This window comes from Polynucleobacter sp. MWH-UH23A (assembly GCF_040409805.1).
In the GTDB taxonomy this organism is placed as follows: Bacteria; Pseudomonadota; Gammaproteobacteria; order Burkholderiales; family Burkholderiaceae; genus Polynucleobacter.
This window is the reverse complement of sequence record NZ_CP099572.1, coordinates 1,818,747-1,842,347: the sequence shown is the minus strand read 5'-3', so window position 1 is coordinate 1,842,347 and position 23,601 is coordinate 1,818,747. Positions and strand designations below refer to the sequence as shown.

General features: G+C 45.3%; 23 protein-coding genes. 12 read left to right on the top strand and 11 right to left on the bottom strand.

The window, feature by feature from the left end:
• Positions 1-59: 59 nt before the first annotated feature.
• Together NHB35_RS09570 and NHB35_RS09565 are read left to right on the top strand one after the other, a co-directional pair.
• On the top strand, positions 60-764 hold the full coding sequence (locus NHB35_RS09570) for a TerC family protein (protein WP_353432132.1): 705 nt from the start codon (positions 60-62) through the stop codon (positions 762-764).
• 142 nt (positions 765-906) lie between these two features.
• A complete protein-coding gene (locus tag NHB35_RS09565) occupies positions 907-1,425 on the top strand; it encodes a pilin (protein WP_353432131.1) in 519 nt (172 codons plus the stop codon).
• Positions 1,426-1,477: 52 nt separating this feature from the next.
• Here the strand turns inward: NHB35_RS09565 and moaC are convergent, their stop codons facing one another.
• Entirely contained in the window at positions 1,478-1,954 is a 477-nt protein-coding gene (gene moaC / locus NHB35_RS09560) for a cyclic pyranopterin monophosphate synthase MoaC (RefSeq protein ID WP_353432130.1), read from the bottom strand.
• Between the two features lie 23 nt (positions 1,955-1,977).
• Between moaC and NHB35_RS09555 the strand changes: the two genes are divergently transcribed.
• Complete coding sequence (locus NHB35_RS09555; RefSeq protein ID WP_353432129.1) at positions 1,978-3,687, top strand: M48 family metalloprotease; 1,710 nt, start codon at positions 1,978-1,980, stop codon at positions 3,685-3,687.
• 10 nt (positions 3,688-3,697) lie between these two features.
• Here the strand turns inward: NHB35_RS09555 and NHB35_RS09550 are convergent, their stop codons facing one another.
• Genes NHB35_RS09550 through NHB35_RS09530 form a run of 5 tightly spaced genes read right to left on the bottom strand, consistent with a single transcriptional unit; the run spans position 3,698 to position 7,000 of the window.
• Positions 3,698-4,381, bottom strand: coding sequence for a DUF2946 family protein (locus NHB35_RS09550; protein ID WP_353432128.1), 684 nt, complete (start codon positions 4,379-4,381; stop codon positions 3,698-3,700).
• Positions 4,320-4,754 carry a nuclear transport factor 2 family protein gene (locus NHB35_RS09545; RefSeq protein ID WP_353432127.1) on the bottom strand — a complete coding sequence of 145 codons (435 nt, stop codon included), beginning with the start codon at positions 4,752-4,754 and terminating at the stop codon, positions 4,320-4,322. The genes NHB35_RS09550 and NHB35_RS09545 overlap by 62 nt, the downstream gene beginning before the upstream one ends.
• A 17-nt stretch (positions 4,755-4,771) precedes the next feature.
• Entirely contained in the window at positions 4,772-5,806 is a 1,035-nt protein-coding gene (gene waaF / locus NHB35_RS09540) for a lipopolysaccharide heptosyltransferase II (protein WP_353432126.1), read from the bottom strand.
• Between the two features lie 49 nt (positions 5,807-5,855).
• Entirely contained in the window at positions 5,856-6,044 is a 189-nt protein-coding gene (locus NHB35_RS09535; protein WP_215316182.1) for a zinc-finger domain-containing protein, read from the bottom strand.
• Positions 6,045-6,076: 32 nt separating this feature from the next.
• A complete protein-coding gene (locus tag NHB35_RS09530; protein ID WP_215390642.1) occupies positions 6,077-7,000 on the bottom strand; it encodes a branched-chain amino acid transaminase in 924 nt (307 codons plus the stop codon).
• A 211-nt stretch (positions 7,001-7,211) separates the two neighbouring features.
• Here NHB35_RS09530 and NHB35_RS09525 point away from each other — a divergent pair, with 211 nt between their 5' ends.
• The 7 genes from NHB35_RS09525 to NHB35_RS09495 all read left to right on the top strand — a co-directional run bounded on the left by NHB35_RS09525 (position 7,212) and on the right by NHB35_RS09495 (position 14,742).
• Positions 7,212-8,423: a phosphoglycerate kinase gene (locus NHB35_RS09525; protein WP_353432125.1), complete on the top strand. Its 1,212-nt coding sequence runs from the start codon at positions 7,212-7,214 to the stop codon at positions 8,421-8,423.
• Positions 8,424-8,425: 2 nt separating this feature from the next.
• Complete coding sequence (gene pyk / locus NHB35_RS09520; RefSeq protein ID WP_353432124.1) at positions 8,426-9,862, top strand: pyruvate kinase; 1,437 nt, start codon at positions 8,426-8,428, stop codon at positions 9,860-9,862.
• A 57-nt stretch (positions 9,863-9,919) separates the two neighbouring features.
• On the top strand, positions 9,920-10,984 hold the full coding sequence (fba, locus tag NHB35_RS09515; RefSeq protein ID WP_215316174.1) for a class II fructose-bisphosphate aldolase: 1,065 nt from the start codon (positions 9,920-9,922) through the stop codon (positions 10,982-10,984).
• 5 nt (positions 10,985-10,989) lie between these two features.
• Positions 10,990-11,889: a phosphoribosylaminoimidazolesuccinocarboxamide synthase gene (locus NHB35_RS09510; RefSeq protein ID WP_353432123.1), complete on the top strand. Its 900-nt coding sequence runs from the start codon at positions 10,990-10,992 to the stop codon at positions 11,887-11,889.
• A 64-nt stretch (positions 11,890-11,953) separates the two neighbouring features.
• The gene (purE, locus tag NHB35_RS09505) at positions 11,954-12,451 is read left to right on the top strand and encodes a 5-(carboxyamino)imidazole ribonucleotide mutase (protein WP_353432122.1); all 498 of its coding nucleotides are present in this window, start codon (positions 11,954-11,956) and stop codon (positions 12,449-12,451) included.
• The gene (locus NHB35_RS09500) at positions 12,452-13,636 is read left to right on the top strand and encodes a 5-(carboxyamino)imidazole ribonucleotide synthase (RefSeq protein ID WP_353432121.1); all 1,185 of its coding nucleotides are present in this window, start codon (positions 12,452-12,454) and stop codon (positions 13,634-13,636) included. It begins immediately after the preceding gene.
• A 2-nt stretch (positions 13,637-13,638) separates the two neighbouring features.
• Positions 13,639-14,742 carry an L-threonylcarbamoyladenylate synthase gene (locus NHB35_RS09495; RefSeq protein WP_353432120.1) on the top strand — a complete coding sequence of 368 codons (1,104 nt, stop codon included), beginning with the start codon at positions 13,639-13,641 and terminating at the stop codon, positions 14,740-14,742.
• On the opposite strand, the gene dacB is transcribed toward NHB35_RS09495, so the two are convergent.
• Genes dacB through NHB35_RS09475 form a run of 4 tightly spaced genes read right to left on the bottom strand, consistent with a single transcriptional unit; the run spans position 14,688 to position 20,157 of the window.
• Positions 14,688-16,229, bottom strand: coding sequence for a D-alanyl-D-alanine carboxypeptidase/D-alanyl-D-alanine-endopeptidase (gene dacB, locus NHB35_RS09490; protein ID WP_353432119.1), 1,542 nt, complete (start codon positions 16,227-16,229; stop codon positions 14,688-14,690). The genes NHB35_RS09495 and dacB overlap by 55 nt on opposite strands.
• Positions 16,230-16,275: 46 nt before the next feature.
• The gene (locus NHB35_RS09485; protein WP_353432118.1) at positions 16,276-18,684 is read right to left on the bottom strand and encodes an ATP-binding protein; all 2,409 of its coding nucleotides are present in this window, start codon (positions 18,682-18,684) and stop codon (positions 16,276-16,278) included.
• Positions 18,685-18,691: 7 nt separating this feature from the next.
• Complete coding sequence (locus tag NHB35_RS09480; protein ID WP_353432117.1) at positions 18,692-19,315, bottom strand: response regulator transcription factor; 624 nt, start codon at positions 19,313-19,315, stop codon at positions 18,692-18,694.
• A complete protein-coding gene (locus NHB35_RS09475; protein ID WP_353432116.1) occupies positions 19,315-20,157 on the bottom strand; it encodes a diguanylate phosphodiesterase in 843 nt (280 codons plus the stop codon). The genes NHB35_RS09480 and NHB35_RS09475 overlap by 1 nt, the downstream gene beginning before the upstream one ends.
• 314 nt (positions 20,158-20,471) lie before the next feature.
• Here NHB35_RS09475 and NHB35_RS09470 point away from each other — a divergent pair, with 314 nt between their 5' ends.
• Together NHB35_RS09470 and groL are read left to right on the top strand one after the other, a co-directional pair.
• A complete protein-coding gene (locus NHB35_RS09470; protein ID WP_173956397.1) occupies positions 20,472-20,762 on the top strand; it encodes a co-chaperone GroES in 291 nt (96 codons plus the stop codon).
• Positions 20,763-20,790: 28 nt separating this feature from the next.
• On the top strand, positions 20,791-22,443 hold the full coding sequence (groL, locus tag NHB35_RS09465; RefSeq protein ID WP_353432115.1) for a chaperonin GroEL: 1,653 nt from the start codon (positions 20,791-20,793) through the stop codon (positions 22,441-22,443).
• Positions 22,444-22,539: 96 nt separating this feature from the next.
• Here groL and NHB35_RS09460 read toward each other — a convergent pair whose 3' ends face one another.
• Positions 22,540-23,514, bottom strand: coding sequence for a tripartite tricarboxylate transporter substrate binding protein (locus NHB35_RS09460; RefSeq protein WP_353432114.1), 975 nt, complete (start codon positions 23,512-23,514; stop codon positions 22,540-22,542).
• Between the last annotated feature and the right edge of the window lie 87 nt (positions 23,515-23,601).

Genomic DNA, 23,601 nt, shown 5'->3' with positions numbered 1-23,601 from the left:
TTTTAGCACCCTTTTTGTAGTATTAGAAATTAAAACATATAAAAACGTAGGGAGACAGTATGGATTTTTCAGCATTTTCAGATGCTACCTTTTGGGCAGCTCTTTTATCAATCATCGTTGCAAATATTTTGCTATCTGGCGATAACGCTGTGGTAATTGCACTGGCGTCTCGCAATTTGCCGCCACATCAGCAAAAGTTGGCAATATTTTGGGGTAGTGCCGCCGCAATTATTTTACGTATTGTGCTTACTATCACTGCGGTTGCCTTATTGACCTTACCTTATTTAAAAATTATTGGCGGCATCTTGCTTTTATATATCGGGATACAGTTACTTGCCGATAGTGGTGGTGAAGAGGATATGAAAGCGGAGTCCAGTATTTGGGCGGCAATTCGCACTATCTTGATTGCTGATTTGGTCATGAGTTTGGATAATGTATTGGCTGTTGCAGCTGCCGCTCAAAAAGGACCAGAAGAAACTCGTTTGCTGCTATTGATTATTGGTTTGGGCTTGTCTATTCCCCTCATTATTTTTGGTAGCGCTATGCTATTGAAGGTGATGGAGCGTTTCCCAATCATCATTACTTTGGGTGCTGGTTTGTTGGGCTTGCTTGCTGGGGGAATGTTGGTAGATGATCCGGCAATTAAGAGCGGCATTCAAGATGCCTTGGGTGATGCAAAGTTAGCCTTTGAGGTGATAGGCGTGGCTATTGTCATTTTGGTTGGCACTTACTTAAAGAAAAAGAATAGCCATAAAGAGGCATAAGTAAGTTGTTTGCGAGTCATTAGTTTCATGCATGTGATTCAGAATAAGCCGGCTTCAATAGCCGGCTTTTTAATTTTCTATTGCCTTGTTCAAATCAGGTATAGACTGGAACATGAGGTATTTGACCTCAGGAGCAGAAGATATGAAATCACTTACTAGAGAAACGCAATTGGCACAGGATCATCGCGAGGCAGGATTTACGCTCATTGAAGTGATGGTTGTGGTTGCCATTATTGGTATTCTGGTTGCAGTCGCAGTGCCACAATATCAGGACTATATTGCGAGAACTCGCGTTGTAGAAGGGATGAATTTATCATCCAGCGCCAAGCTTGCGGTAACTGAAGCATTTGCAAGCCGTGGCACCGTTCCAATGGATGAGGCCACTCATGGATCTTTTAGCTTTACCCCAACGAGAAGTGTGAAGTTGATTGAAATTACCCCATCGGGCGCGATTGCAATTGACTACCAGGTCAGCGTAGCCCCAGAAGGTAAAAATACCTTGCATCTGGTGCCTACCAATGAGCCCGATGCAAATTCACCGAAACCAATTGATTTATCTATGCCCGAAGGTGCGACTTGGGCTGGTGGATGGTCTTGTAGGTCTGCGCAAACTAATTTAATACCGCAGCTATTGCCTTCGGAGTGCAGAATCAGTAAGTAACTTGTTTAGGCTGAATAAACCACCTAAATTGTGGTGGTTTATTTAAATTAATTTATCGTGCCTTCCACTCGCCGGACTTGCCACCACTCTTCTCTAGTAGTTTGATGTCACCCATCACCATACCTCGGTCGACTGCTTTGCACATATCGTAGATTGTGAGGAGGGCCACCTGGACTGCGGTGAGGGCTTCCATTTCAACGCCAGTTGGCCCTGTAGTTTCCGCTCTAACCTGACAGTGGATGCTGTTGGTTTTTGGATCTAGTGCAAATTCGAGACTGACATGAGTTAACGCTAGGGGATGACAGAGCGGAATTAGATCAGAGGTTTTCTTTGATGCTTGTATGCCTGCAATTCTGGCGATTCCAAGAACATCCCCTTTTTTGGGAGTGCCGCCCTCGACCATTTTGAATGTCTCTGGAAGCATCGTAATTTGGCCTGTAGCGATCGCAATGCGATGGGTATGGGGCTTATCTCCCACATTTACCATATGGGCTTGGCCACTGGCATCAAAATGAGTTAGTTTGTTCATGGGATAAGTTTTACCATATAGGGATGAAGGAAATAAAGTCAGTACAAAAAATCGCAATTTGGCGCCGCTTGGTGGCGGGTCAGCTTGTGCTGGCTGTATGGTGTTCCTGTGTTTCTCCCGTATATTCTGCAGGAGCCGCTCCAGCGGGTGATGTCTCTGTAGAAGGAAATTCAGCGGCAATCTCCAATATTAATCGCGCTATGCAGTCCCCGGATGCGCGACCTGCGAATGCTCCAACCCGCAGTGGTTTACAAACTCAGCCTGCGATCGTGTTGCCAGATATGGGTGATCCTGGTGGTGATGCATTAAGTCGAGTAGATGAGCGTAAGTATGGCGAAATGATCATGCGCCAGATTCGACCTGACGCGGATTATTCAAATGATTTGCCCATTTACGATTACCTCAATCAAATGGAGAGGCGTCTATTGCAGGCTGCTAAGAAGTTGCAGCTTGGCGGAGCGAATGAGCAAGGTAGTGGCGCTTACAACTTCGAATTGTTTGCCGTGAAAGATAGCAGTATCAATGCGTTTGCATTGCCTGGCGGATTTATCGGATTTCATACGGGGCTTCTGGTAAGTGCAGAGTCAGACTCTGAGGTTGCCTCAGTCATGGGTCACGAGACTGGTCACGTTCTTCAGCGCCATTTAGCAAGACAGATGGACAAACAAACCACTAATACGATGATCGCGATTGCCGGAATGGTCTTAGGTGCATTGGCGATGTCTCGAAACCCACAAGCAGCTGCAGGTTTAATGCAAGGTGGTCAAGCTGCCGCTATTAATAATCAACTTTCTTATTCCAGGGATGCGGAGCGAGAAGCGGATCGTATTGGCTTTCAGATCTTGGATGCCAGTGGGTATGATGTCAATGGCGCACCTGGGTTTTTCCAACGCTTGCAAAAAGCTACTGGAATTATGGATAAAGGGGTTCCTGCTTATGTCCGCACTCACCCTCTCACAACCGATCGTATTGCGGATATGCAAGATAGGGCGCGCACCGTTCCAGCACGAAATGTTCCCACGGCTGTGGAGTTTTATTTCATTAAAGCGCGGGCACGAATGGAGCAAGCGGGTAGTTCCAGCGGTCTCTACGACTTAAAAAACACATTTGATAGCTTGAGTAAACAATCCCAAGCAGGTAAGCAAATGGAAGGTTTTTACGGCCTGGCTTTGATCGCGCAGCGACAAGGTAAGTGGGATCAAGCCGAATCTGATCTTCAGCAAGCACGTAATTTAGCTCAGAAAGCAAGCGCACCAGGTTCACCAATTCAGCGTCAGAGTTTATCGCTTGAAATCACTGCTTCTGAGTTGGCTTTGGCAAAAGGAAGAAATGAAGAAGCACTTCAAATTGCGCAGAATGCATTGCGTGCTTATCCTCAGTCATATGCTGCCGGTGCTGCAATGGTCAATGCTGAACTCAAGATGGGACGTACTACTGAAGCGATTGCTTGGTTAAAAGCGCGTACGCGTTCGCAACCCAATGAAATCCTGTGGTGGAGCATGCTATCTAATGCCTATGATCAAGCTAAAAATGTTCCAATGCGCCACTTTGCTTTAGGTGAAAAGTACGCTTTAGAGGGGGCGTGGCCTTCTGCTATTGAACAACTCAAGATTGCACGAAGTGCGGGGGGCGCCGATTTTTACCAAAGTTCTAGTATTGATGCCCGCCTACGAGAAATGCAGAGACAGTATCGGGACGAGTTAAAAGAACAGGGTAAGCAATTTCCTGGCTAGCCTTGACCAATTAAAGCGGCTTGGGATTTTTGATAAATCCAAAGCGTTTGCCCAGTTCCTCGGAATGAATGGGATCTAGTGCTAGATGTTTGCCTTGCCAATTCCACGAACCCCCAAAACTGCAAGCTTCCTCGCGTAATTGAGCCAGCCCAGAAAAATGATCCAAGTCGTGATCATGCAGTAAGGCAATGCTAAGACAATCTACCGTATCAAACTGTTGAGTTGCTAGATCTTTACAAATGCTTCGCTTAATTAATCCGACAATATAAATATTGCCATTCTCATCGCTAAGAGCTGAGCTTGGATGTATTTCCGTCTGGCATTGTGTAATTATCTTTGGGGCAACTACGCCGGGAATGATGCTTGCAATCCATGGAGTGCTAGTTAGAGTGATAAAGACTCGTTGTGGACCATTCTGGAAAAAGTATCTGCCAGATTGATCGCATGCGTAATTGCGGTTAATAAATTCTTTGAGGGCTGCATGTTCAATGACTTGACCTGGCAATCCATTTTGCTGGGCAAATTCATCCCGCATACGCCATTGACCTCTGCGATCTAAAGCGAGCCAGCCATAACAATCTGGCACATTAGGCCATTTAATGAGTGAGCGTAATACTTGCTCATCCATAGTATTAGTGCAGACCGTGAGGTGTTGACGGTGCGTCAAAGGTATCGTCAGTTGATCGGCTGGCATGCAAATGAGCAATGCGCCAACCTTGACTATCTTGCAAGAGTACCAGCGTGATGTTTAAAAAAAACTCTGCCTCAATTTGATCTGCCCTGAAATGAACGGCTTCCGTAGTGTCATAAATTGCTGCGCCTAAAATTGAGTGGCTGATACAGGCGATGGGCTCTAAAAATAAGGCTTGCTTAGAAAGCAATCTTTCTAGACCATCCCGAATTTCAGCATGACCACTTAAGCGATGACCCTCTGGCAGTACGCAGGTGATGGAATCGTCATCCAACCAAATTGCTAGTGCTCCTTGAACATCGCGATGACGTAGGGCATCACGCCAAGCGTCAACCACTTCATCGGCATTATGAAAAAGTCTAGCGAGTTTGGTCATAGCTAGTTTCCTGTGGGCTATAGCAAGGTATTCAGTGTAGCGAATACTTGTTGCGGCAGGATGTCATTTAGACACTTTAGATGGCCAAGAGGACATTCCTTTTTATGGCAAGGGCTGCAAGGGAGATTGAGCCAAATCACCTTGGCCTTTTCTGATAAGGGCGGAGTGTGTGCAGGATCACTTGAGCCAAAAATAGCTACTTGGGGTGTTTTGAGTGCTGCGGCAATATGCATCAATCCAGAATCATTGCTGACAACGGCTTTAGCTTTACCAATTAATGCGATGGCCTCATCCAGGGATGTGTTGCCGCACCAGTTATGAATATTTGCTCGACTCTGGGATTGCTGAAGAATTTCTTCGGCTAGGCGATGATCGCTTTTGCTGCCTAGAAGAATAATGTTTGCATTTGAATGGGCATGGATAAGCTTACTAGCTAAGGCAGCGAAGTGATTCGTTGGCCAGCGTTTTGTTGGTCCATATTCAGCGCCTGGGCAAAATACCAATACTGAATTGGGGTCAATATTTACATCAGACAATTTTTTGTTGATGGATTGGTTGGCGCTTGAAGCAACATTAAGCTTGGGTGTAAGCGATTCTGGTGCATGAGACTCGCCATCCGAAAGTAATGTACTCAGAGCCAAGTAATGCTCCACCATTGGTGGTCGGTTCACTTTGTTTGGATTATCGATCGCCACATTAATTAATCCAAAGCGCATTTCACCACGGTAGCCAATGCGAAAGGGGATATTTGCTAGCCAAGGGATGAGTGCGGACTTAAAGCTATTTGGAAGCACAAAACATGCTTGATAGTCTTTTGTTCGAAGATTTTTTGCTAATTGCTTGCGCAATTCCCACTGTAATCTTTTATGCTGAAAATCGGCTTCGATTACATTATTGACTTCAGTGCATGCGCGATATATGGGCGCTACCCAATTACTTGCAAGTACGTCAATTGTGGAACCTGGATATTGAGTCTTTAGAGTAGCCAATAATGGCTGTGTCATGACGGCATCCCCAATCCAGTTTGGGGCGATGATCAGAATACCTTGCATGAGATGTATCCCGACTCAGCACCCCTTAATGAATGGGGCGCTGATCGAATTAGTGTCCGTGCGGCTCAGTGCCAGGAATGAGTTTGTACTCAGCCCCACAGTATGGGCACTTCGCTTCCCCGGTCTTTGTGATATCCAAAAAGACGCGTGGATGAGAGTTCCATGCAGGCGTTTTGTTTGTTGGGCAATGTAAAGGAAGATCTTTACCGTCAACCATCACAGCTTGAGATTGAGTCATCACTTGCTTTCTAGGGGCTAAATACTATTAACTTATTTAACAAAGGTGAGCCAAGATTTGTACTTATCATTTCTGCCGTAAACAGCGTCAAAGTAAGTCTTCTGAATTTTTTCAGTAATAGGACCACGTTTGCCATCACCAATTGTGCGATCATCAAGTTCGCGAATTGGGGTTACTTCGGCTGCGGTACCAGTAAAGAAAGCTTCGTCAGCTGAATACACTTCATCGCGTGTTAAGCGTTTCTCACGTACTTCATAGCCAAGATCTTTAGCAATCTGAATTACGGAATCACGGGTGATGCCATCTAGGCAAGAAGCTAAGTCTGGGGTGTAAACAATGCCATTGCGAACCATAAAGAGGTTTTCGCCAGAACCTTCTGAAACGTAACCTTCAGTATCAAGCAATAAAGCTTCGTCATATCCATTGGCAGTCACTTCTTGATTAGCCAAAATGGAGTTGATGTAATAACCAGAGGCTTTAGCGCGAACCAAAGATGAATTTACAAAGTGGCGTGTAAAGGAAGATGTTTTGACGCGAATACCTTTATTAATGCCATCCTCGCCCAAATAAGCACCCCATTCCCATGCCGCGATTGAGGTATGAATGCTGTTGCCTTTGGGGGAGATGCCTAACTTTTGTGAACCGATAAAAATAATCGGCCGGATGTAGCAAGCTTCGAGCTTATTGCTATTAATGACATCAATAATGCCCTTGCTGATCTCCTCAGGGCTATATGGCATGCTCATTTGGAAGATTTTGGTGCCATTGAATAAGCGCTTTACGTGCTCTGGCAGGCGAAAAATGGCGGTGCCTTGGGCTGTTTTATAGGCGCGAATTCCCTCGAATACGCCCATTCCATAGTGCAGGCTATGGGTTAGTACGTGAACATTCGCTTCACGCCAAGGAATTAGCTTCCCATCGGACCAAATAAAACCATCGCGGTCGGACATCGACATTTTTTCTACCTTTTGTGTCTATAGGCTATCTGTAAATAGCGGATTAATCGGGGCGCCAGGCCAGGCGGTCTGTGACCATTTGGCTCGGGGTGTGTCCAAGCCTCTATTGTAGAGCAGGCGACCCCATTTGTAGGTAAGGACCTAGGGGGTTGTGGGGCGGGACGATTTAGAATGGAGTATTCCCCATAAACCACCATATTTAGCCTATCTCATGCCCGAATCCTTATTTAAAGTGAAGCGTTTAAGTGAATTAGCCCAATCGGGCCAATTAAAGGGTAAGCGAGTACTGATTCGCGCTGACCTAAACGTTCCTCAAGATGACGCTGGAAATATCACCGAGGACACCCGTATTCGTGCATCAATGCCTGCTGTGCAGATGTGTTTAGATGCGGGCGCGGCTGTAATGGTGACATCTCACTTAGGTCGTCCCACTGAAGGTCAATTTAAGCCTGAAGATAGTTTGGCTCCAGTTGCAGATCGGATTGCAACCTTACTCAATCGCAAAGTACCGTTGATTAGTGATTGGGTTGGGGGCGGATTTGAAGTTAGTCCAGGCGAAGTGGTGCTTTTAGAAAATTGTCGCTTAAATGTGGGTGAGAAAAAGAACAACGATGAGTTGGCAAAGAAAATTGCTGCGCTTTGTGATGTTTATGTAAACGATGCATTTGGCACGGCACATCGTGCCGAGGCAACTACCAATGGCGTGGCGAAGTTTGCGCCAGTTGCTTGCGCCGGTCCACTGATGGCCGCTGAATTAGATGCATTAAGCCGCGCACTCGCAAGCCCTAAGCGCCCACTTGTGGCAATTGTTGCTGGCTCAAAAGTGTCTTCTAAGTTAACTATCCTGAAGGCACTCTCTGAAAAAGTGGATGAGCTAATTGTTGGTGGTGGTATTGCCAACACATTCATGTTGGCCAAGGGGCTAGCTATTGGAAAGTCATTGGCAGAGCCTGATTTGGTAAATGAAGCTAAAGAGATCATGGATCTCATGGAAAAGCGTGGCGCCCATGTACCTATTCCAGAAGATGTGGTGGTTGCGAATGAACTCTCACCATTGGCGCGTGCAAACCGAGTGCCAGCCGATCAAGTTGCTGAAGACGATATGATTTTGGATATCGGGCCAAAGACTGCTGCACGACTTTCTATTATGTTGGCTCATGCAGGAACGATTGTTTGGAATGGCCCACTTGGTGTATTTGAGATTGATCAGTTTGGTGGTGGCACAAAAATGTTAGCTGCTGCTATCGCGCATTCTCCTGCCTTCTCGATTGCTGGAGGGGGAGATACCTTGGCGGCGATCGCTAAATACGGTATTGAAAATCAAGTAGATTACATCTCTACTGGTGGTGGCGCATTCTTGGAATTCTTGGAGGGCAAAACACTGCCCGCCTTTGCGGTGTTGGCCGAGAGAGCGAAAGATTAAATATGCTTAGAGCAACCAAAATCATTGCCACTTTAGGACCGGCTTCTGAAAAACCAGAAGTCTTGCGCGAAATGATTCGTGCGGGTGTAGATGTAGTTCGTATGAACTTTTCTCATGGCACTGTTGCCGATCACAAAGCGCGCCATGATTTGGTACGTAGCATTTCTGCTGAGGTCGGTAAAGAAGTTGGCATCATGGCAGATTTACAAGGGCCAAAGATTCGCGTAGGCAAATTTGCTGATACCAAAATTTTGCTCAAAGAGGGTGATAAATTTACTTTGGATGTAGATTGCGAGCTAGGTAATCAAGATTGTGTTGGCTTAGATTACAAAGAGCTTCCAAATGATGTGAAGCAGGGCGATCGGTTGTTATTAAACGATGGTTTGGTGGTATTGCGTGTTCAAAGTGTTCAGGGCGGAAAAATATTAACGCTGGTTGAACAGGGTGGACCGCTTTCCAATAACAAGGGCATTAACCGTGCAGGTGGTGGATTGACCGCACCTGCGCTGACCGAGAAAGATATCGCTGATTTAGATGCGGCAATTGCGATGGGCGTCGATTTTTTAGCTATTAGCTTTCCTAAAGATGGCGCTGATATGGCTTACGCTCGTAAGCTTGCAGATGAGGCCAGTAAAAAACATGGCGTCGGAAAGGTCAGAACAATTGCTAAGGTAGAGCGTGCCGAGGCGATCGAACCAGAAGCTTTGAAAAGTATTATTGCTGAGAGTGACGGCATTATGGTGGCTCGCGGTGATCTTGCAATTGAAGTGGGTAATGCCGCAGTACCAGCATTGCAAAAGCGCATGATTGGTTGGGCGCGAGAGGCCGATAAGTTCACCATCACCGCAACACAAATGATGGAGTCGATGATTAATGCTCCAGTACCAACCCGCGCTGAGGTAAGTGACGTGGCGAATGCGGTACTTGATGGTACTGATGCAGTAATGCTCTCAGCGGAATCTGCGGCGGGTATGTACCCTGTACAAACAATTAAGGCAATGGCTGAAATTTGTGTAGAGGCTGAAAAGTCTGATCGCGTTCAATTGGATACAGACTTCTTGGATCAAACATTTACACGTATTGATCAGACAATTGCCCTGGGCGCTTTATTTACCGCTCATCATCTCAACGCTGATGCGATCGCTGCTTTAACAGACTCAGGATCAACTGCAATTTGGATGAGTCGTCATAATATTCATGTGCCAATTTTTGCATTGACTTCGAAGATTGCAACACAACGCGCTTTGAGCACCTACCGCAATGTCACTCCAATTGGATTGGATTACACCAAAGATAGAGATACCGCCTTGCAAGAGGTTGAGGCGTGTTTAAAGGGCTTGGGCGCTGTTAAGCAGGGCGATACCGTAGTGCTTACCTCAGGCGAGCCAATGGGGGAACCAGGTGGCACCAATACTCTGAAGATTATTCATGTGAAGTAAACCAACATCATCAATATTTAATACAACCTTAAACCTATTTCAAATTAAGAGATCATCATGGCTTTAGTATCTTTACGACAACTTTTGGATCATGCTGCTGAAAATGGCTATGGCTTGCCAGCATTTAACGTTAATAACTTAGAGCAAGTGACTGCGATTATGGAAGCCGCTAACGAAGCGGATTCTCCAGTCATCATGCAGGCATCTGCAGGCGCGCGTAAATATGCTGGTGAGGCGTTCTTGCGCCATTTGATCTCTGCGGCCGTTGAAGCCTACCCACATATTCCAGTAGTCATGCATCAAGACCATGGCCAAAGTCCAGCAGTTTGTATGGCGGCGATTAAGAGTGGCTTTACTAGTGTGATGATGGATGGTTCGTTAGAGGCGGATGGTAAGTCAGTAGCTAGTTACGAATACAACGTGGATGTTTCTAAAGAAGTTGTTAAGTTTTCTCACTCGATCGGCGTGACGGTTGAAGCAGAACTGGGAGTCTTAGGTTCGCTTGAGACTATGAAGGGCGACAAGGAAGATGGTCATGGCGCAGATGGCATGATGACTCGAGAGCAATTATTAACAGATGTTGAGCAAGCTGCCGACTTTGTAAAAGCCACCCAGTGTGATGCTTTGGCAATTGCTATCGGTACTAGCCATGGCGCATATAAGTTCACTAAGAAACCTACTGGCGATATTTTGGCAATTGACCGCATTAAAGAAATTCATGCTCGTATCCCGAATACTCATTTGGTGATGCATGGCTCTTCAAGCGTTCCTCAAGAGCTACTCGCAGAGATTCGTGAGTTTGGTGGTGACATGAAGGAAACCTATGGCGTGCCTGTTGAAGAAATTCAAGAGGGCATCAAGAATGGCGTTCGCAAAATTAATATTGATACCGATATTCGCCTAGCAATGACTGGTGCGATCCGTCGTTACCTATTTGAGAACCCAAGCAAGTTTGATCCACGTGATTATTTGAAGCCAGCTCGTGAAGCAGCCAAGAAGGTATGTATTGCGCGCTTCCAAGCTTTTGGTTCTGCTGGCCAAGCGTCCAAGATTAAGCCTATTCCGCTGGAGAAAATGGCTGAGTTATACAAGAGCGGTAAGTTAGCTCAGATCGTGAAGTAATTTTTATGCCTGCTCTCTACGCTACTTCCATTAAATCTTTGCCTCTTCTCTCCAAGGGAAAGGTGCGTGATGTATATGCTCTGGGCGATGACAAGTTATTAATGATCACTACCGATCGTTTATCGGCATTTGATGTGGTCATGGGCGAACCTATTCCTGAGAAGGGTATCGTCCTCAATCAAATGGCCAATTTCTGGTTTGATAAATTGGGAAAGGTTATTCCTAATCATTTAACTGGAATCGATCCTGCAACTGTTGTTGCTCCTGATGAGGTGGATCAGGTTAAAGGCCGTGCTGTAGTCGCTAAGCGCTTAAAGCCAATTTTGGTTGAAGCGGTTGTGCGTGGATATCTGGCTGGCAGTGGTTGGAAAGACTACAAAGAGACTGGTAAGGTCTGTGGAATTGTGTTGCCTGCTGGTTTAGAAAATGCTCAAAAATTACCGGAACCAATCTTTACTCCCGCAGCAAAAGCGGAAGTGGGTGAGCACGATGAAAATATTTCATTTGAAAAAGTAATTGAACTGATTGGTGAAAAATTAGCAAATCAAATTCGTGATATCAGTATTCGCTTATATAAAGAAGCCTCTGAATATGCGGCGACACGTGGCATCATCATTGCGGATACCAAGTTTGAATTTGGATTGGATGATGCAGGGCAATTAGTACTGATGGATGAGATTCTGACCGCAGACTCTTCCCGTTTTTGGCCTGCAGAAACCTACTATGTTGGCTCAAACCCACCCTCTTATGACAAGCAATTCGTGCGTGATTGGTTAGAAACTGCCCAAGTAAACGGTAAGTTGTGGCCCAAGACAGCCCCAGCTCCTCAGTTACCTGCTGATGTGATTGAAAAGACTGCCCAAAAGTATCGTGAGGCGCTGACTCGCTTAACCCAAGGATCTTAGGGATAATAGAGCCCCTAAGGGTCTTAAAGGGCCCTAAAGGCATGTAAGTTATTTGGAGAGCTAAATGAGCAAAAAGCCAGTTGTCGGAATCGTGATGGGGTCCAATTCAGATTGGGACACCATGCAGCACGCCGCTCAAATGCTTGAGCAGTTTGGTGTAGCTCACGAAGCCAAGGTGTTGTCCGCTCATCGCATGCCTGATGATATGTTTCAGTATGCAGAGAACGCCCAAGCAAATGGTTTGCAAGCCATTATTGCTGGCGCTGGCGGTGCCGCTCACTTACCAGGTATGTTGGCATCAAAAACAATTGTTCCTGTGTATGGCGTGCCTGTTGCTAGTAAGTATTTGAGAGGTGAAGACTCTTTATATTCAATTGTGCAAATGCCCAAAGGAATTCCTGTTGCTACCTTCGCCATTGGTGAGGCTGGTGCTGCAAATGCGGCTTTGCATGTGATTGCAGGCTTGGCATTGCATGATGCTGACTTGGCAAAACGATTGGAAGAGTTTCGCGTAAAACAATCCGATGCGGCGCGCTCAATGAATTTGCCAGGATATAACTAGATGGCAAATCGTATGGAACCCATTTTGCCGGGTTCGTATTTGGGAATATTGGGTGGCGGTCAGTTAGGGCGCATGTTTACTCAAGCCGCTCAAGCCATGGGCTATAAAGTTTGTGTGCTTGATCCAGGATCTGATAGCCCTGCTGGTTCAATCGCTGAGAAATTTATTCAAGCTGATTACACAGACTCTGCCGCTTTAAAAGAGGTGGCTGCTTTGTGCGCAGCCGTTAGCACTGAATTCGAAAATGTCCCTGCGCAGGCACTTGATGAGCTTGAGTCTTTAGGGGTCTTTGTAGCACCGCGTAGTAGCTGTGTTTCTTTAGCCCAAAATCGCATTGCCGAAAAGAATTTCCTAGCCACGTGGAAGTCTGAAACTAATATTGGTCCAGCACCTAATTTCGTGATTGAGCATGATGCCGACATTGCTCATGTGCCAAAAGATTTATTTCCTGGAATCCTGAAAACAGCCCGTATGGGTTATGACGGCAAAGGTCAGATTACCGTTCATACTGCAGATCAATTGACTGATGCTTGGGTAGAGTTGGGTAAAGTTCCTTGTGTATTAGAAAAACGCTTGGAATTAGATTTCGAGGTCTCTGCTCTGGTAGTACGAGCTTACGACGATTCAGTAGTTGCTTATCCAGTCTCTCAAAACGTGCATCGCGATGGAATTTTGCATACCTCTACAGTGCCTGCGCCTTCATTAAAGCCTGCGCAAGAGAAAAAAATTATCGATGCTGCTAAGGCGCTGATACGGAAGATTGATTACGTTGGCGTGTTGTGTGTCGAGTTCTTTGTTTTAAAGAATGGCGATATCGTTGCTAATGAAATCGCTCCTAGACCACATAACTCTGGGCATTACACCATGGATGCTTGCGTTAGCAGTCAGTTTGAGCAACAGGTCAGGGCAATGGCTCGACTACCATTAGGCGATACCCGTCAATTAGCCCCAGTTTCAATGCTCAATCTCTTGGGCGACCTTTGGTTTGGTAAGAATGAAGATCAAGCAAAAGAGCCAGCGTGGAATAAGGTGCTTGCACATCCGGATGCTAAATTACATCTCTATGGAAAATCTGCCCCCCGCATGGGTAGAAAAATGGGTCACATCAATTGCTTGGGCGAAGCATTAAATGAAGCTCGTCAAAATTGTGCCGCTGTCGCCACTGAGCTGGGCATAGAACCCTAGAAATGTCTGGGGCAACAACTGGCGGTTCGTCGCCACAATCGTTAGTCATCAATGAAGCTGCTCAGGCCTTGCGTAATGGACGCTTGGTCGCCTTTCCGACGGAAACGGTGTACGGCTTGGGCGCTGATGCTTGCAATCCCAGTGCCATTCAAAAAGTATTTACGACAAAAGGTCGACCATCGAATCACCCTTTGATAGTTCACCTCGCCGCTCCTGAACAATTGGGACATGGGCAAATTGATTGGGTGTCAGTTCTAGCGCCATGGGCAAGAGATATTCCCGAGGATGCTCTCAAACTGATGGATGCTTTTTGGCCCGGCCCATTAACTTTGGTTTTTAAAAAAGATAAGCATGTGCTCAATGAGATTACGGGCGGTCAAGACACAGTTGCCATTCGGTCTCCTGCACACCCCATTGCACAAGAATTATTACGACAATTCCAAGGTGGGGTTGTAGCCCCTTCAGCCAATCGCTTCGGCAAAGTTTCTCCAACAAGTGCGGCGGATGTGCGCAGTGAATTTGAAGATGACGCAAATTTACTAGTAATTGATGGCGGTGATTGCGAGGTTGGTATTGAGTCGACGATTGTGGATGTCTCCAGTGGAGATCGCACAGTGCTTCTACGTCCAGGCGTGATTACACCAAAAGAAATATTGGCCAAAACTGGCGTACAAGTTTATGGGCCTAGTGAGATAGGGGATACCAATGTTCATCCAGAATCTTTACCAAGAGTATCTGGGAGCTTAAAGGCCCATTACGCACCTACAACCCCCTTGCGCTTGTACGCTTCTGGCCGAGTCCTTGATGCCCTCACTGAATTCCCAGACACAAAGTCACGGGTTGCTGTTGCTGTTTGGGATTCTGAATCCCCTTTGGCGGATGACGGGCATCCATCGGCGCAACTCGAGGAAGTGGAGGTTCCGAGTGATAGCATTACCTTTGCAAGTCGCTTGTATCGCACGCTCAGAGATTTGGATGAGCAGGGGTGGGATCTCATATTGTTCCCAGAGCCACCTGCTGGCGAAGAGTGGGATGGGGTGAGAGACCGTCTTCAGCGCGCGTGCTTTGGTTCTGGACCATCCTCAAGTAGCCACGATAGCAATTGATCGTGGGCTTCTAGTCCTTTCCAAGCGTTAGGGTGGTTGATAAATGAGCTAACGGCATACATTTTTCCGGATTTACTCACCACATACCCCGAGATAGCTCGAACATCAGCAAGTGAGCCAGTCTTCATTCTGACTTCAGGTTTTTTCTTGAGATGTAAAAATTTTCGTAGTTGAGTCATTAAGCGGTTGCGCATTGTTCCATCGGCACCTGCAATGGGTAGGCTGTTGTAGAACACTTCGCTAATAGGTAGATTGCGCGCTTTTAATAAGAGCTGATTCATTTGGTCTGCAGTGATTGCTTCATTCCGAGAAAGGCCCGATCCATTTTCGATCACAAGTCCGTTGAAATAAAGGCCATTTTGTTTAAGCCAACTCTGAATAACTAAATCGCCATTAGTGGTAGTGGCTGGTTTACCCATCTTTTCTAATGCCAAAGTCAGCAGTAGTTGGCGAGCCATTACATTATTAGAGTACTTATTAATATCTTGCACATCATCAGCAAGAGGGATCCCTTCAAATTGCAGTAATAGTCTGGCTGCCAGTGGAACTGCGCCATCTTTTCCTACGGGAGGCTTTACCCAAGCTCCACCAGCAAGCTCCCATGCCGCAGCAAAACCCTGTGTCAAGAAAGTGTTTGGGTCGAGTGCGACAACATTGAAGTTCACGCTTTTGCATGCATTTGGAAAAGATCCTGAAAATTGGGCTGTGATAGCTTGATCGGTGCTTGCTACGACTTCTGGGTCTAGATTAAAGCGAATATTGCTTTTCCAGTTATCACAAGATCGATCAACGAGTTGCATTTGATTAACAACTTTAAGTTGAGAAAGGGTTGGTGTGTAGTTAATGTCAATAAAGTCAGCTGTACGGGATTTGCCAAGCTGAAATGAGAGAGTTCTAAATGCATAAAGCAATGGATCTGGCGGAACGTTATAAGCCCTTAAGGACTCACCATCGATCGTATTGTGCTCCATCACGCTTGGCGCATAGGCGCTACGATCAAAAAATAAATTACCGTCAATTTTTTGAATACCAAGCGCTTGTAAATCTTTCATGAGCTTAGCAAGTTCTTCGGGGATAAATTTAGGATCGCCGCTGCCCTGTAAATAAAGGTTACCTATTAGTGTGCCTTGACGAATGACGCCATCAGTAAAGATTTTTGTTCGCCAGCGATACTGTGGTCCAAGAATATCTAGACCTGCCAAAGTGGTTATCACCTTCATAGTTGATGCAGGGTTCATGGGCTCGGATTCTCGCCAACCCAAAATGGCTTTGCCCAAGTGCTTTCCAGGTTTTCCTGGTTCAATTTCTGTAACAGAGATACTAATTGCGCTCAGAGGGATTTGATTGCGCTCTAGACTGTTAACAACAGTGCGAGGAAGTTGGGTATCGGGATTGTCCTTAGCTTTTGCGGATAATCCAAAAATACACCCCCCAAAACACAGGATAGTCACTACATATTGCGCTATTAAATGAGATGCGGTTTTCATTGAGCATAGGATAAACCGATACGGCTAGAAATTAAATTAATCTCGCTTACTTTTCTTGATAGTGCCGAATAAGCCGATTTTGCTCACGCAAAAGATCTTTAAAGGTACTTAGTCGCTTCAAAAAATCGCCATCTTCCTCAAGAGCTTCACAGCGTTGGACAAAACGACTTGCTTGAAGCAAAAGGGCGCCACCTTTCACCTTATGAATAAGGCTAGCAAGTTCGCTTTTGTTGATAGACGGGTCGTTTAATTTTAAAAGCGCTTCATCATGCACCTTTTTAATTTCATCTAGGATGATCAATATTTGCTTTGGATCATTAGCTATCAGGTTTGCGAATGCATCAAAAGAAAAGCTTTCCTCTTCATTGCTCTGGGCTGAGGGGGTTACGGTAGATATAGAGAAATAGCGCGCTAATTCATTTTCAAGACCTAGTAGGCTAAGAGGCTTAATAAGAACTCCATTCATGCCGGCTGATAAAAAGTGATGGCGGGAATCTAGCGCGTAGATATCCGCAGTGACACCAATAATCACTAGATCGCTAAAGCCTATATTCCGAATACGTCTAGCCAACTCAGATCCTTGCATGCCGGGAATGGATTGATCTGTAATTAGCAAATCAAAAGTATGTTGATGAATTTTTTCTAAAGCCGTATCCGCATTATCACAAACTGAAACTTGAATTCCTAAAGCTTCAAGTTGAAGGGAAATAATCTGTCTACTAGCGGGATGATCTTCTACAACCAAGGCTTTAAGGGGTTGATTAGGATGGTTTCTAGAGATGAATTTTTTAGCATTTACTACTGGAGCTTCGGTATATGAGGTGCGTGAGGCTGCAATGCTGGTGCGTGGAAAGGCAATCGAAAAGTGAATGTTGCTTCCCAAGCCTGGCGCGCTCTCAAAATAGAGCTGACTGTTCATTGAGCTTACTAAATGATTGGTAATGGTAAGACCCAGGCCAGTTCCATTCTCGCTGCTGTTTTTGCCTGGTATTTGTTCAAAGGGTTGTAGAGCAAGTGCAATATCTTCTTTTTCCATACCGATACCAGTATCAATGATACGAAATTCAATCAGCTGGCCTGCATGATCATCAGCTAGCACACTAATAGAAAAGTAGATTTCACCTTGGTTCGTGAATTTAATTGCATTACTCAGAAGGTTTTGCAGTACCTGACGAAGGCGCAGGGCATCAATCATAAGTACTTCGGCGATTCTGGGGTCTTTAGAAGTGTGAAGAATTAAGTTGTGCTTAGTGGCAACCGCTGAAAAGGCGTGATTAAGGTTGTCGATAATGCTATTTAAGCAGCAGGGCTCCAAATTTAGAGTGAGTTTGCCAGCCTCTATCTTTGATAGGTCAAGAACCTGGTTAAGGATTCCAAGTAAAGACTCAGCAGAAGCATGTGCACTCTTTAATAAAGATTTTTCATGTACGGGGAATTGCTTGCTATTAAGTAATAATTCTTGAACACCTAAGATTGCGTTCATAGGCGTCCGAATTTCATGGCTCATTGTTGCCAAAAATGAACTTTTGGCGGCATTTGCCTTTTCTGCAATTTCTTTTGATGTGTTTAGGCTTGCCAAAGCTTGCTCTTGGAAGGATTGCTTTTGATAAAGGCTCCAAATTAAAGATCCTCCAATGATGAGAATCGCTAGACTGGCAAACCATCCTAGTGTGCTAACTGGATTTGAAATATTCTCACTGGGATATGGTTCAACTGCGAATAGATGCCGAGATTCAATAGGATCCAGACGATTTAAAAATCGCTCTAACAGTTGATGTAGTGGTTTGTTTTCATGGGAAATAAGCCAACGATAGGCAAAGGGTTCTCGTTGGTAAATTCCATCTATTTGAAGCTCTGGATTCGTTTGGTTTTTGAGTAGATGTTGGGCTAAGCGAATTGGAAGTACTAGGGCTTCGATATCATTAGCTAGCAAGCTCAATAGCAACTTTTCTGGATTATTTGATGGCTTGGTTTGTGGATCCGAAATGATAGGAGGGTTTTCATAGCCTCGATCAAGATAGCCAAGTTTTGCTTGTGATCCAATTCCATCGCCATTATTTATTTTGGTGACAATTGCGTCTTGTCCCCAGAAAATGGCTTCTGACAGAGAGCCAAAGCGAAGATATTCGTCATTAAGAGATGGTGGGTCAATCATGAAATCCACTTCCCCATTAACTAATTGTTTTAAACCTTCTTGTTCAGTTTTTCGCCACTTCGGACGAAATTCTTGTTGGGTGTACTCACTGAGTTTTTGCAGGATCTTATGAAAGACGCCATGAGAACTAGCATCTTCACCTTCTAAAAGATAAGGAGCATATTTTTCATGAATACTAAAGTGGACAATAGGGTGTGCATCGATCCAACGCTGCTCGGCGGAACTGATTGAGGTGGCGTATATCACTCCACTGAAAAGAAGTCCGCAAGAGAAAAATGATTTAACAAAGAATCGATGCATGACGCACTTAGCTTTCGATAATGTTATTCATTCTGCAGAATAGAATTAAGTCGGCAATATTATTAATGCCAAGTTTTTCAAAGACGCGTGTTTTATATGTGGCCACAGTTTTATTGCTAATGTGCAATAAATCAGAGATTTGCTGATTAGAATTCCCTTTGCCAAGATACTTCATGACTTGTAGTTCGCGATCTGAGATCATCGCCAACTTTTCACTATCGGTTAATGAGCTATTTCCATTTTTTCCATATGTAAAAAATGTGTAGCCTTGGGAAATTGCGACACAGGCTGCCAGAATTACATCTGCCCCAGCAGTTTTATTAACGAAGCCATGTCCGCCAAGCGATCGAACTCGCCCACCATACACTGCTTCATCCATGCTGGACAGAATCAACATGCGTATATCTGGATACATGAGTCCAATTCGACGAATCACATCAAAGCCATCTGTCTTTGGCATATCTAAATCCAAAATTACCATGTCAGGATTAATTTCTTTAATGGATCGAAGACATTCCTCGCCATTTTGGGATTGCCCGACCACTTCAAATACCAACTGGTCTTGCAACATACTTTTTAGAGCCATCAGCATTGCAGGATGGTCATCTACCAACATCACGCGTTTTCTCATTACTTGTCTCCATTTCGGTTTAGGTGTTGATGAGGGTGCAGCGAAAAAATGGCTTTAGCGATTCGACTATCGTTTATCTGTAACATCTGGTGCCTACTAATTGGAGGCATCATGAGGCCGCCATAGCAATGATCTATCTGCCAGGCGGTTGCATTCTCTAAATCTTTCACAAGCGTTATATTGCTGGCGTAGATCTGAGTTGGTGAGTACGGACCTCGCCTAATGTCAGACAGGGCTTCTAGCGAAAGAGTTTGCTCACGAAGATCATTCATATTGAGATGAATTCCTTCCATCTTTAATTCATCCACCCACTTAAGCTCTTCAAGGTTGCCGGTGAAATGAATAAAGTGAAGCAATACACCAAGACGACGCATGCGTAGCATTCCCTCTATACATGCATCGGCAAGATCAGGTTCGGGAAGCGATTGAATGCCCAGCGCAACTAGGCCAACTGGTAGTCGAGAATTCAGTATCAAGTCGCTTAATGCGTCAACATATTCGCTGTTGGCAATTGCATGTATTGGAATGGGCAAAATTCCAAGAATGAAGCGACCGCTACGATGCCAGTAAGAAATCGTATCTAGACCTTCCATGAATAAGCGAAGTAATTGCATGTCGGGGGCCTGCAGTAGTGGCCTGAATAAAGATCCTGTCAGTTTTGTGCCTTTGTTATTAAAAATAGGTTCATGACTAATCGCTTGTCGCTTGGACCAGGATTGATGTTCTTCAAGAGCTTGGCTATTTAGGCCAAGCCAGGGTGCGCCACAGGCGTCTCGTACTTCCTGGAAGGGCTTGTTCTTCCATGCTTTTATAAGCGTGTACAGCCGGGATTTCGGGCTCATCAGCATTCTCCAATCGGTGACTGTTCAGTCTAGGCAGGTCAGATTGGAGCGGTAAGGGCTTTGGGTTGATTTATCTGTAGGAATCTTCCTACCGCCCTATCCAAAGTATAGATAGAGGCTAATTCCTTAAATAAATTGTGGAGATCAGCTCTTGAAATCCCAAGATGCAGACCTATATAATCAGCACTCCCTCCGTGCGAGTGCTAAATTTGAAAATCTTTGGTTTTTAGACTCTAGTTATCGTATGGGAGATTGTAAAGCATTGATTTATATAGATATTTAATTAGTTAACACTTACTAACATAGGAGAAGAGATGAATTTGCGTCCTTTACATGATCGCGTAATCATCAAGCGTTTGGATCAAGAATCAAAAACAGCCTCTGGAATCATCATTCCAGATGCGGCTGCAGAAAAGCCTGATCAAGGTGAAGTTCTAGCAGTTGGCCCAGGCAAGCGCGATGACAGTGGCAAATTAAATGCACCAGACGTCAAAGTTGGCGATCGCGTGTTGTTTGGTAAGTACGCTGGCCAAACTGTAAAAGTCGACAACGAAGAACTCATCGTGATGCGTGAAGACGACATCATGGCTGTTGTTCAGAAGTAATTTCGGTATTTAAGAGAGGAATCTAATCATGGCAGCAAAAGACGTTGTATTTGGAGATAGCGCTCGTACCAAGATGGTCGAGGGTGTCAATATTCTTGCGAACGCAGTAAAAACAACTCTCGGACCAAAAGGCCGTAACGTTGTTATCGAGCGCTCATTTGGTGGCCCAACTGTTACCAAAGACGGTGTGTCTGTAGCAAAAGAAATCGAACTCAAAGATAAGTTGCAAAACATGGGTGCGCAGATGGTTAAGGAAGTTGCTTCCAAGACTGCTGATATCGCTGGTGACGGTACAACTACCGCTACTGTTTTGGCACAGTCGATTGTTCGCGAAGGTATGAAGTATGTTGTGTCTGGCCACAATCCAATGGACCTCAAGCGTGGTATCGATAAGGCAGTAACTGCTGCTATCGGCGAACTCGCTAAGATCAGCAAGCCTTGCACAACTACCAAGGAAATCGCTCAAGTAGGCTCTATCTCTGCTAACAGTGATCACAGTATTGGTCAGCGCATTGCAGAAGCGATGGAAAAAGTAGGTAAAGAAGGCGTTATCACTGTTGAAGATGGCAAGTCTTTGGATGATGAGTTGGAAGTAGTTGAAGGTATGCAGTTTGATCGTGGCTATCTCTCTCCATATTTCATTAACCAGCCTGAGAAACAAGTTGCCGTATTGGATAACCCATACGTACTATTGTTTGATAAGAAGATCGCCAACATCCGTGATTTGCTCCCAGTGCTTGAGCAAGTAGCGAAGTCTGGCCGTCCATTGTTGATCATTGCTGAAGATGTTGAGGGCGAAGCCTTGGCTACTTTGGTTGTGAATAATATCCGCGGCATTATCAAGACCTGTGCTGTTAAGGCTCCAGGCTTTGGCGATCGTCGTAAGGCAATGCTCGAAGACATCGCAATCTTGACTGGCGGTACTGTTATTGCCGAAGAAATTGGCCTCACACTCGAGAAAACAACTCTTGAGCACCTCGGTCAAGCGAAGCGTATCGAAGTAGGTAAAGAGAACACTATCATTATTGATGGTGCTGGCGATGCTAAAGCAATCGAAGCACGCGTGAAGAATATACGTGTACAAATTGAAGAAGCCACAAGCGATTACGACAAAGAAAAATTGCAAGAGCGTGTTGCCAAGTTGGCAGGCGGTGTTGCGGTGATTCGTGTTGGCGCTGCTACTGAAGTTGAAATGAAAGAGAAGAAAGCTCGTGTTGATGATGCGTTGCATGCAACTCGCGCTGCCGTGGAAGAAGGTATTGTTCCTGGCGGTGGCGTAGCATTGATTCGTGCAATGCAAGGTATCAAAGGCTTGAAAGGTGATAACGCTGATCAAGACGCTGGTATCAGCATCGTATTGCGCGCAATGCAAGAACCGCTACGCACTATCGTGAGCAACGCTGGCGAAGATGCTGGTGTGGTGGTTAATGCTGTGCAAGAGAGCAAGGGCAACAACGGCTATAACGCAGCTACCGGCGAGTATGGTGACCTCGTATCTCAAGGTGTGATTGACCCAACCAAGGTTACAAAAACTGCATTAGTAAATGCAGCATCTGTTGCCGGCTTGTTGTTGACAACCGATTGCGCAATCTCCGAAGCGCCAAAAGAAGAATCTGCTGGCGGTGGCATGCCTGATATGGGTGGCATGGGCGGCATGGGTGGTATGGGCGGCATGATGTAACAAGCCCTTCACCACGGTCGCATGATCGTAGAAGTTAAAACGCCTGGTTCAAAAGACCAGGCGTTTTTTATTTTGATTACTCAATCAAAGTCGTCACTAGTCAGGTTGAATCCCACCATCTTTGATGACTTTTTTCATCTTAACTAAACCTTGCGAGATCATCTCTTTTAAGTGATCCGGTCCGAGCGGAACAAATTCAAAACCTTGCTGAATGAGTTGTTCACGTAGTTTGGGATCTTTCAAGGCATTTGCCAATGCGTCATTTAGCTTCTCAATAATGGCTGGCGACGTTCCTTTAGGTGCAAGCAAAGCCCCCCAAGTTGAGAATTCATATCCCTTGACGCTTTCATTGATGGTTGGTGTATTTGGTAATAAAGGAGATCGATTTTTGCTTGCTACGCCTAATACTTTGAGTTTGCCTGCGCGAATATGTGGTAGCACAACGGATAAAGCGCTGATCATAACGGGCACTTGGCCAGCCATGACATCGGTAACTGCCGCTGCTGCTCCGCGATAGGGGATATGCACAATTGGGGCACCAGTATATTGACGGAAAATTTCCATGCCGATGTGTTGTGGCGAGCCATTACCGCCAGAAGCGTAATCAATTTTGCCTGGTTTTTCTTTGGCGATGCGCACAAGATCAGCGGCAGTGTTTCCGGGAAAAGAAGGGTTGGCAACCATGACAAATGTAATCGCCGCTACTTCTGAAATGGGGGTAAAGCTTTGAACAGGATCGTAGTCAATTTTTTTGTAGAGATTAGGCAGCATTGTGAGGATGCTGTCATTAAATGCACCCAGCACATAACCATCGGCAGGACTCTGCGCTACCTTTGCTGTGCCAATCAGTCCCGCACCACCAGGAATATTTTCAATCGTGATGGCTTGTCCAAGACTTTCACCCATTTTCTGCGCAATCGGACGCATCAAAATATCTACGCCACTACCCGCTTGGAGTGGCATGATGGTTTGAATGGTGCGGTTCGGATAGTTAGTTTGCGCTTTTGCTAGTCCGCAAAAAAGCAAATGAATAAAAGCAGCGCCTACCAATATAAAAGTCTTCATTTTCATTTTGTCTCAATCTTTTTTCTGTTTATTTCTGTCAATGCAGAATGTTTTTTCATATATTAGCGCAATAAAAAACCGCCCGTAGGCGGT

Excerpts from the sequence above, each read along its gene's own strand:
- moaC (WP_353432130.1), bottom strand. The coding sequence starts at position 1,954 with ATGAACAAACTAACTCATTTTGATGCCAGTGGCCAAGCCCATATGGTA.
- NHB35_RS09500 (WP_353432121.1), top strand. The coding sequence starts at position 12,452 with ATGGCAAATCGTATGGAACCCATTTTGCCGGGTTCGTATTTGGGAATA.
- NHB35_RS09460 (WP_353432114.1), bottom strand. The coding sequence starts at position 23,514 with ATGAAAATGAAGACTTTTATATTGGTAGGCGCTGCTTTTATTCATTTG.
- dacB (WP_353432119.1), bottom strand. The coding sequence starts at position 16,229 with ATGAAAACCGCATCTCATTTAATAGCGCAATATGTAGTGACTATCCTG.
- purE (WP_353432122.1), top strand. The coding sequence starts at position 11,954 with ATGAGCAAAAAGCCAGTTGTCGGAATCGTGATGGGGTCCAATTCAGAT.
- NHB35_RS09565 (WP_353432131.1), top strand. The coding sequence starts at position 907 with ATGAAATCACTTACTAGAGAAACGCAATTGGCACAGGATCATCGCGAG.
- NHB35_RS09510 (WP_353432123.1), top strand. The coding sequence starts at position 10,990 with ATGCCTGCTCTCTACGCTACTTCCATTAAATCTTTGCCTCTTCTCTCC.
- NHB35_RS09545 (WP_353432127.1), bottom strand. The coding sequence starts at position 4,754 with ATGACCAAACTCGCTAGACTTTTTCATAATGCCGATGAAGTGGTTGAC.
- NHB35_RS09535 (WP_215316182.1), bottom strand. The coding sequence starts at position 6,044 with ATGACTCAATCTCAAGCTGTGATGGTTGACGGTAAAGATCTTCCTTTA.
- NHB35_RS09525 (WP_353432125.1), top strand. The coding sequence starts at position 7,212 with ATGCCCGAATCCTTATTTAAAGTGAAGCGTTTAAGTGAATTAGCCCAA.
- groL (WP_353432115.1), top strand. The coding sequence starts at position 20,791 with ATGGCAGCAAAAGACGTTGTATTTGGAGATAGCGCTCGTACCAAGATG.
- NHB35_RS09480 (WP_353432117.1), bottom strand. The coding sequence starts at position 19,315 with ATGAGAAAACGCGTGATGTTGGTAGATGACCATCCTGCAATGCTGATG.
- waaF (WP_353432126.1), bottom strand. The coding sequence starts at position 5,806 with ATGCAAGGTATTCTGATCATCGCCCCAAACTGGATTGGGGATGCCGTC.
- NHB35_RS09485 (WP_353432118.1), bottom strand. The coding sequence starts at position 18,684 with ATGCATCGATTCTTTGTTAAATCATTTTTCTCTTGCGGACTTCTTTTC.
- NHB35_RS09555 (WP_353432129.1), top strand. The coding sequence starts at position 1,978 with ATGAAGGAAATAAAGTCAGTACAAAAAATCGCAATTTGGCGCCGCTTG.
- NHB35_RS09475 (WP_353432116.1), bottom strand. The coding sequence starts at position 20,157 with ATGAGCCCGAAATCCCGGCTGTACACGCTTATAAAAGCATGGAAGAAC.
- NHB35_RS09550 (WP_353432128.1), bottom strand. The coding sequence starts at position 4,381 with ATGCCAGCCGATCAACTGACGATACCTTTGACGCACCGTCAACACCTC.
- pyk (WP_353432124.1), top strand. The coding sequence starts at position 8,426 with ATGCTTAGAGCAACCAAAATCATTGCCACTTTAGGACCGGCTTCTGAA.
- NHB35_RS09570 (WP_353432132.1), top strand. The coding sequence starts at position 60 with ATGGATTTTTCAGCATTTTCAGATGCTACCTTTTGGGCAGCTCTTTTA.
- NHB35_RS09530 (WP_215390642.1), bottom strand. The coding sequence starts at position 7,000 with ATGTCGATGTCCGACCGCGATGGTTTTATTTGGTCCGATGGGAAGCTA.
- NHB35_RS09495 (WP_353432120.1), top strand. The coding sequence starts at position 13,639 with ATGTCTGGGGCAACAACTGGCGGTTCGTCGCCACAATCGTTAGTCATC.
- NHB35_RS09470 (WP_173956397.1), top strand. The coding sequence starts at position 20,472 with ATGAATTTGCGTCCTTTACATGATCGCGTAATCATCAAGCGTTTGGAT.
- fba (WP_215316174.1), top strand. The coding sequence starts at position 9,920 with ATGGCTTTAGTATCTTTACGACAACTTTTGGATCATGCTGCTGAAAAT.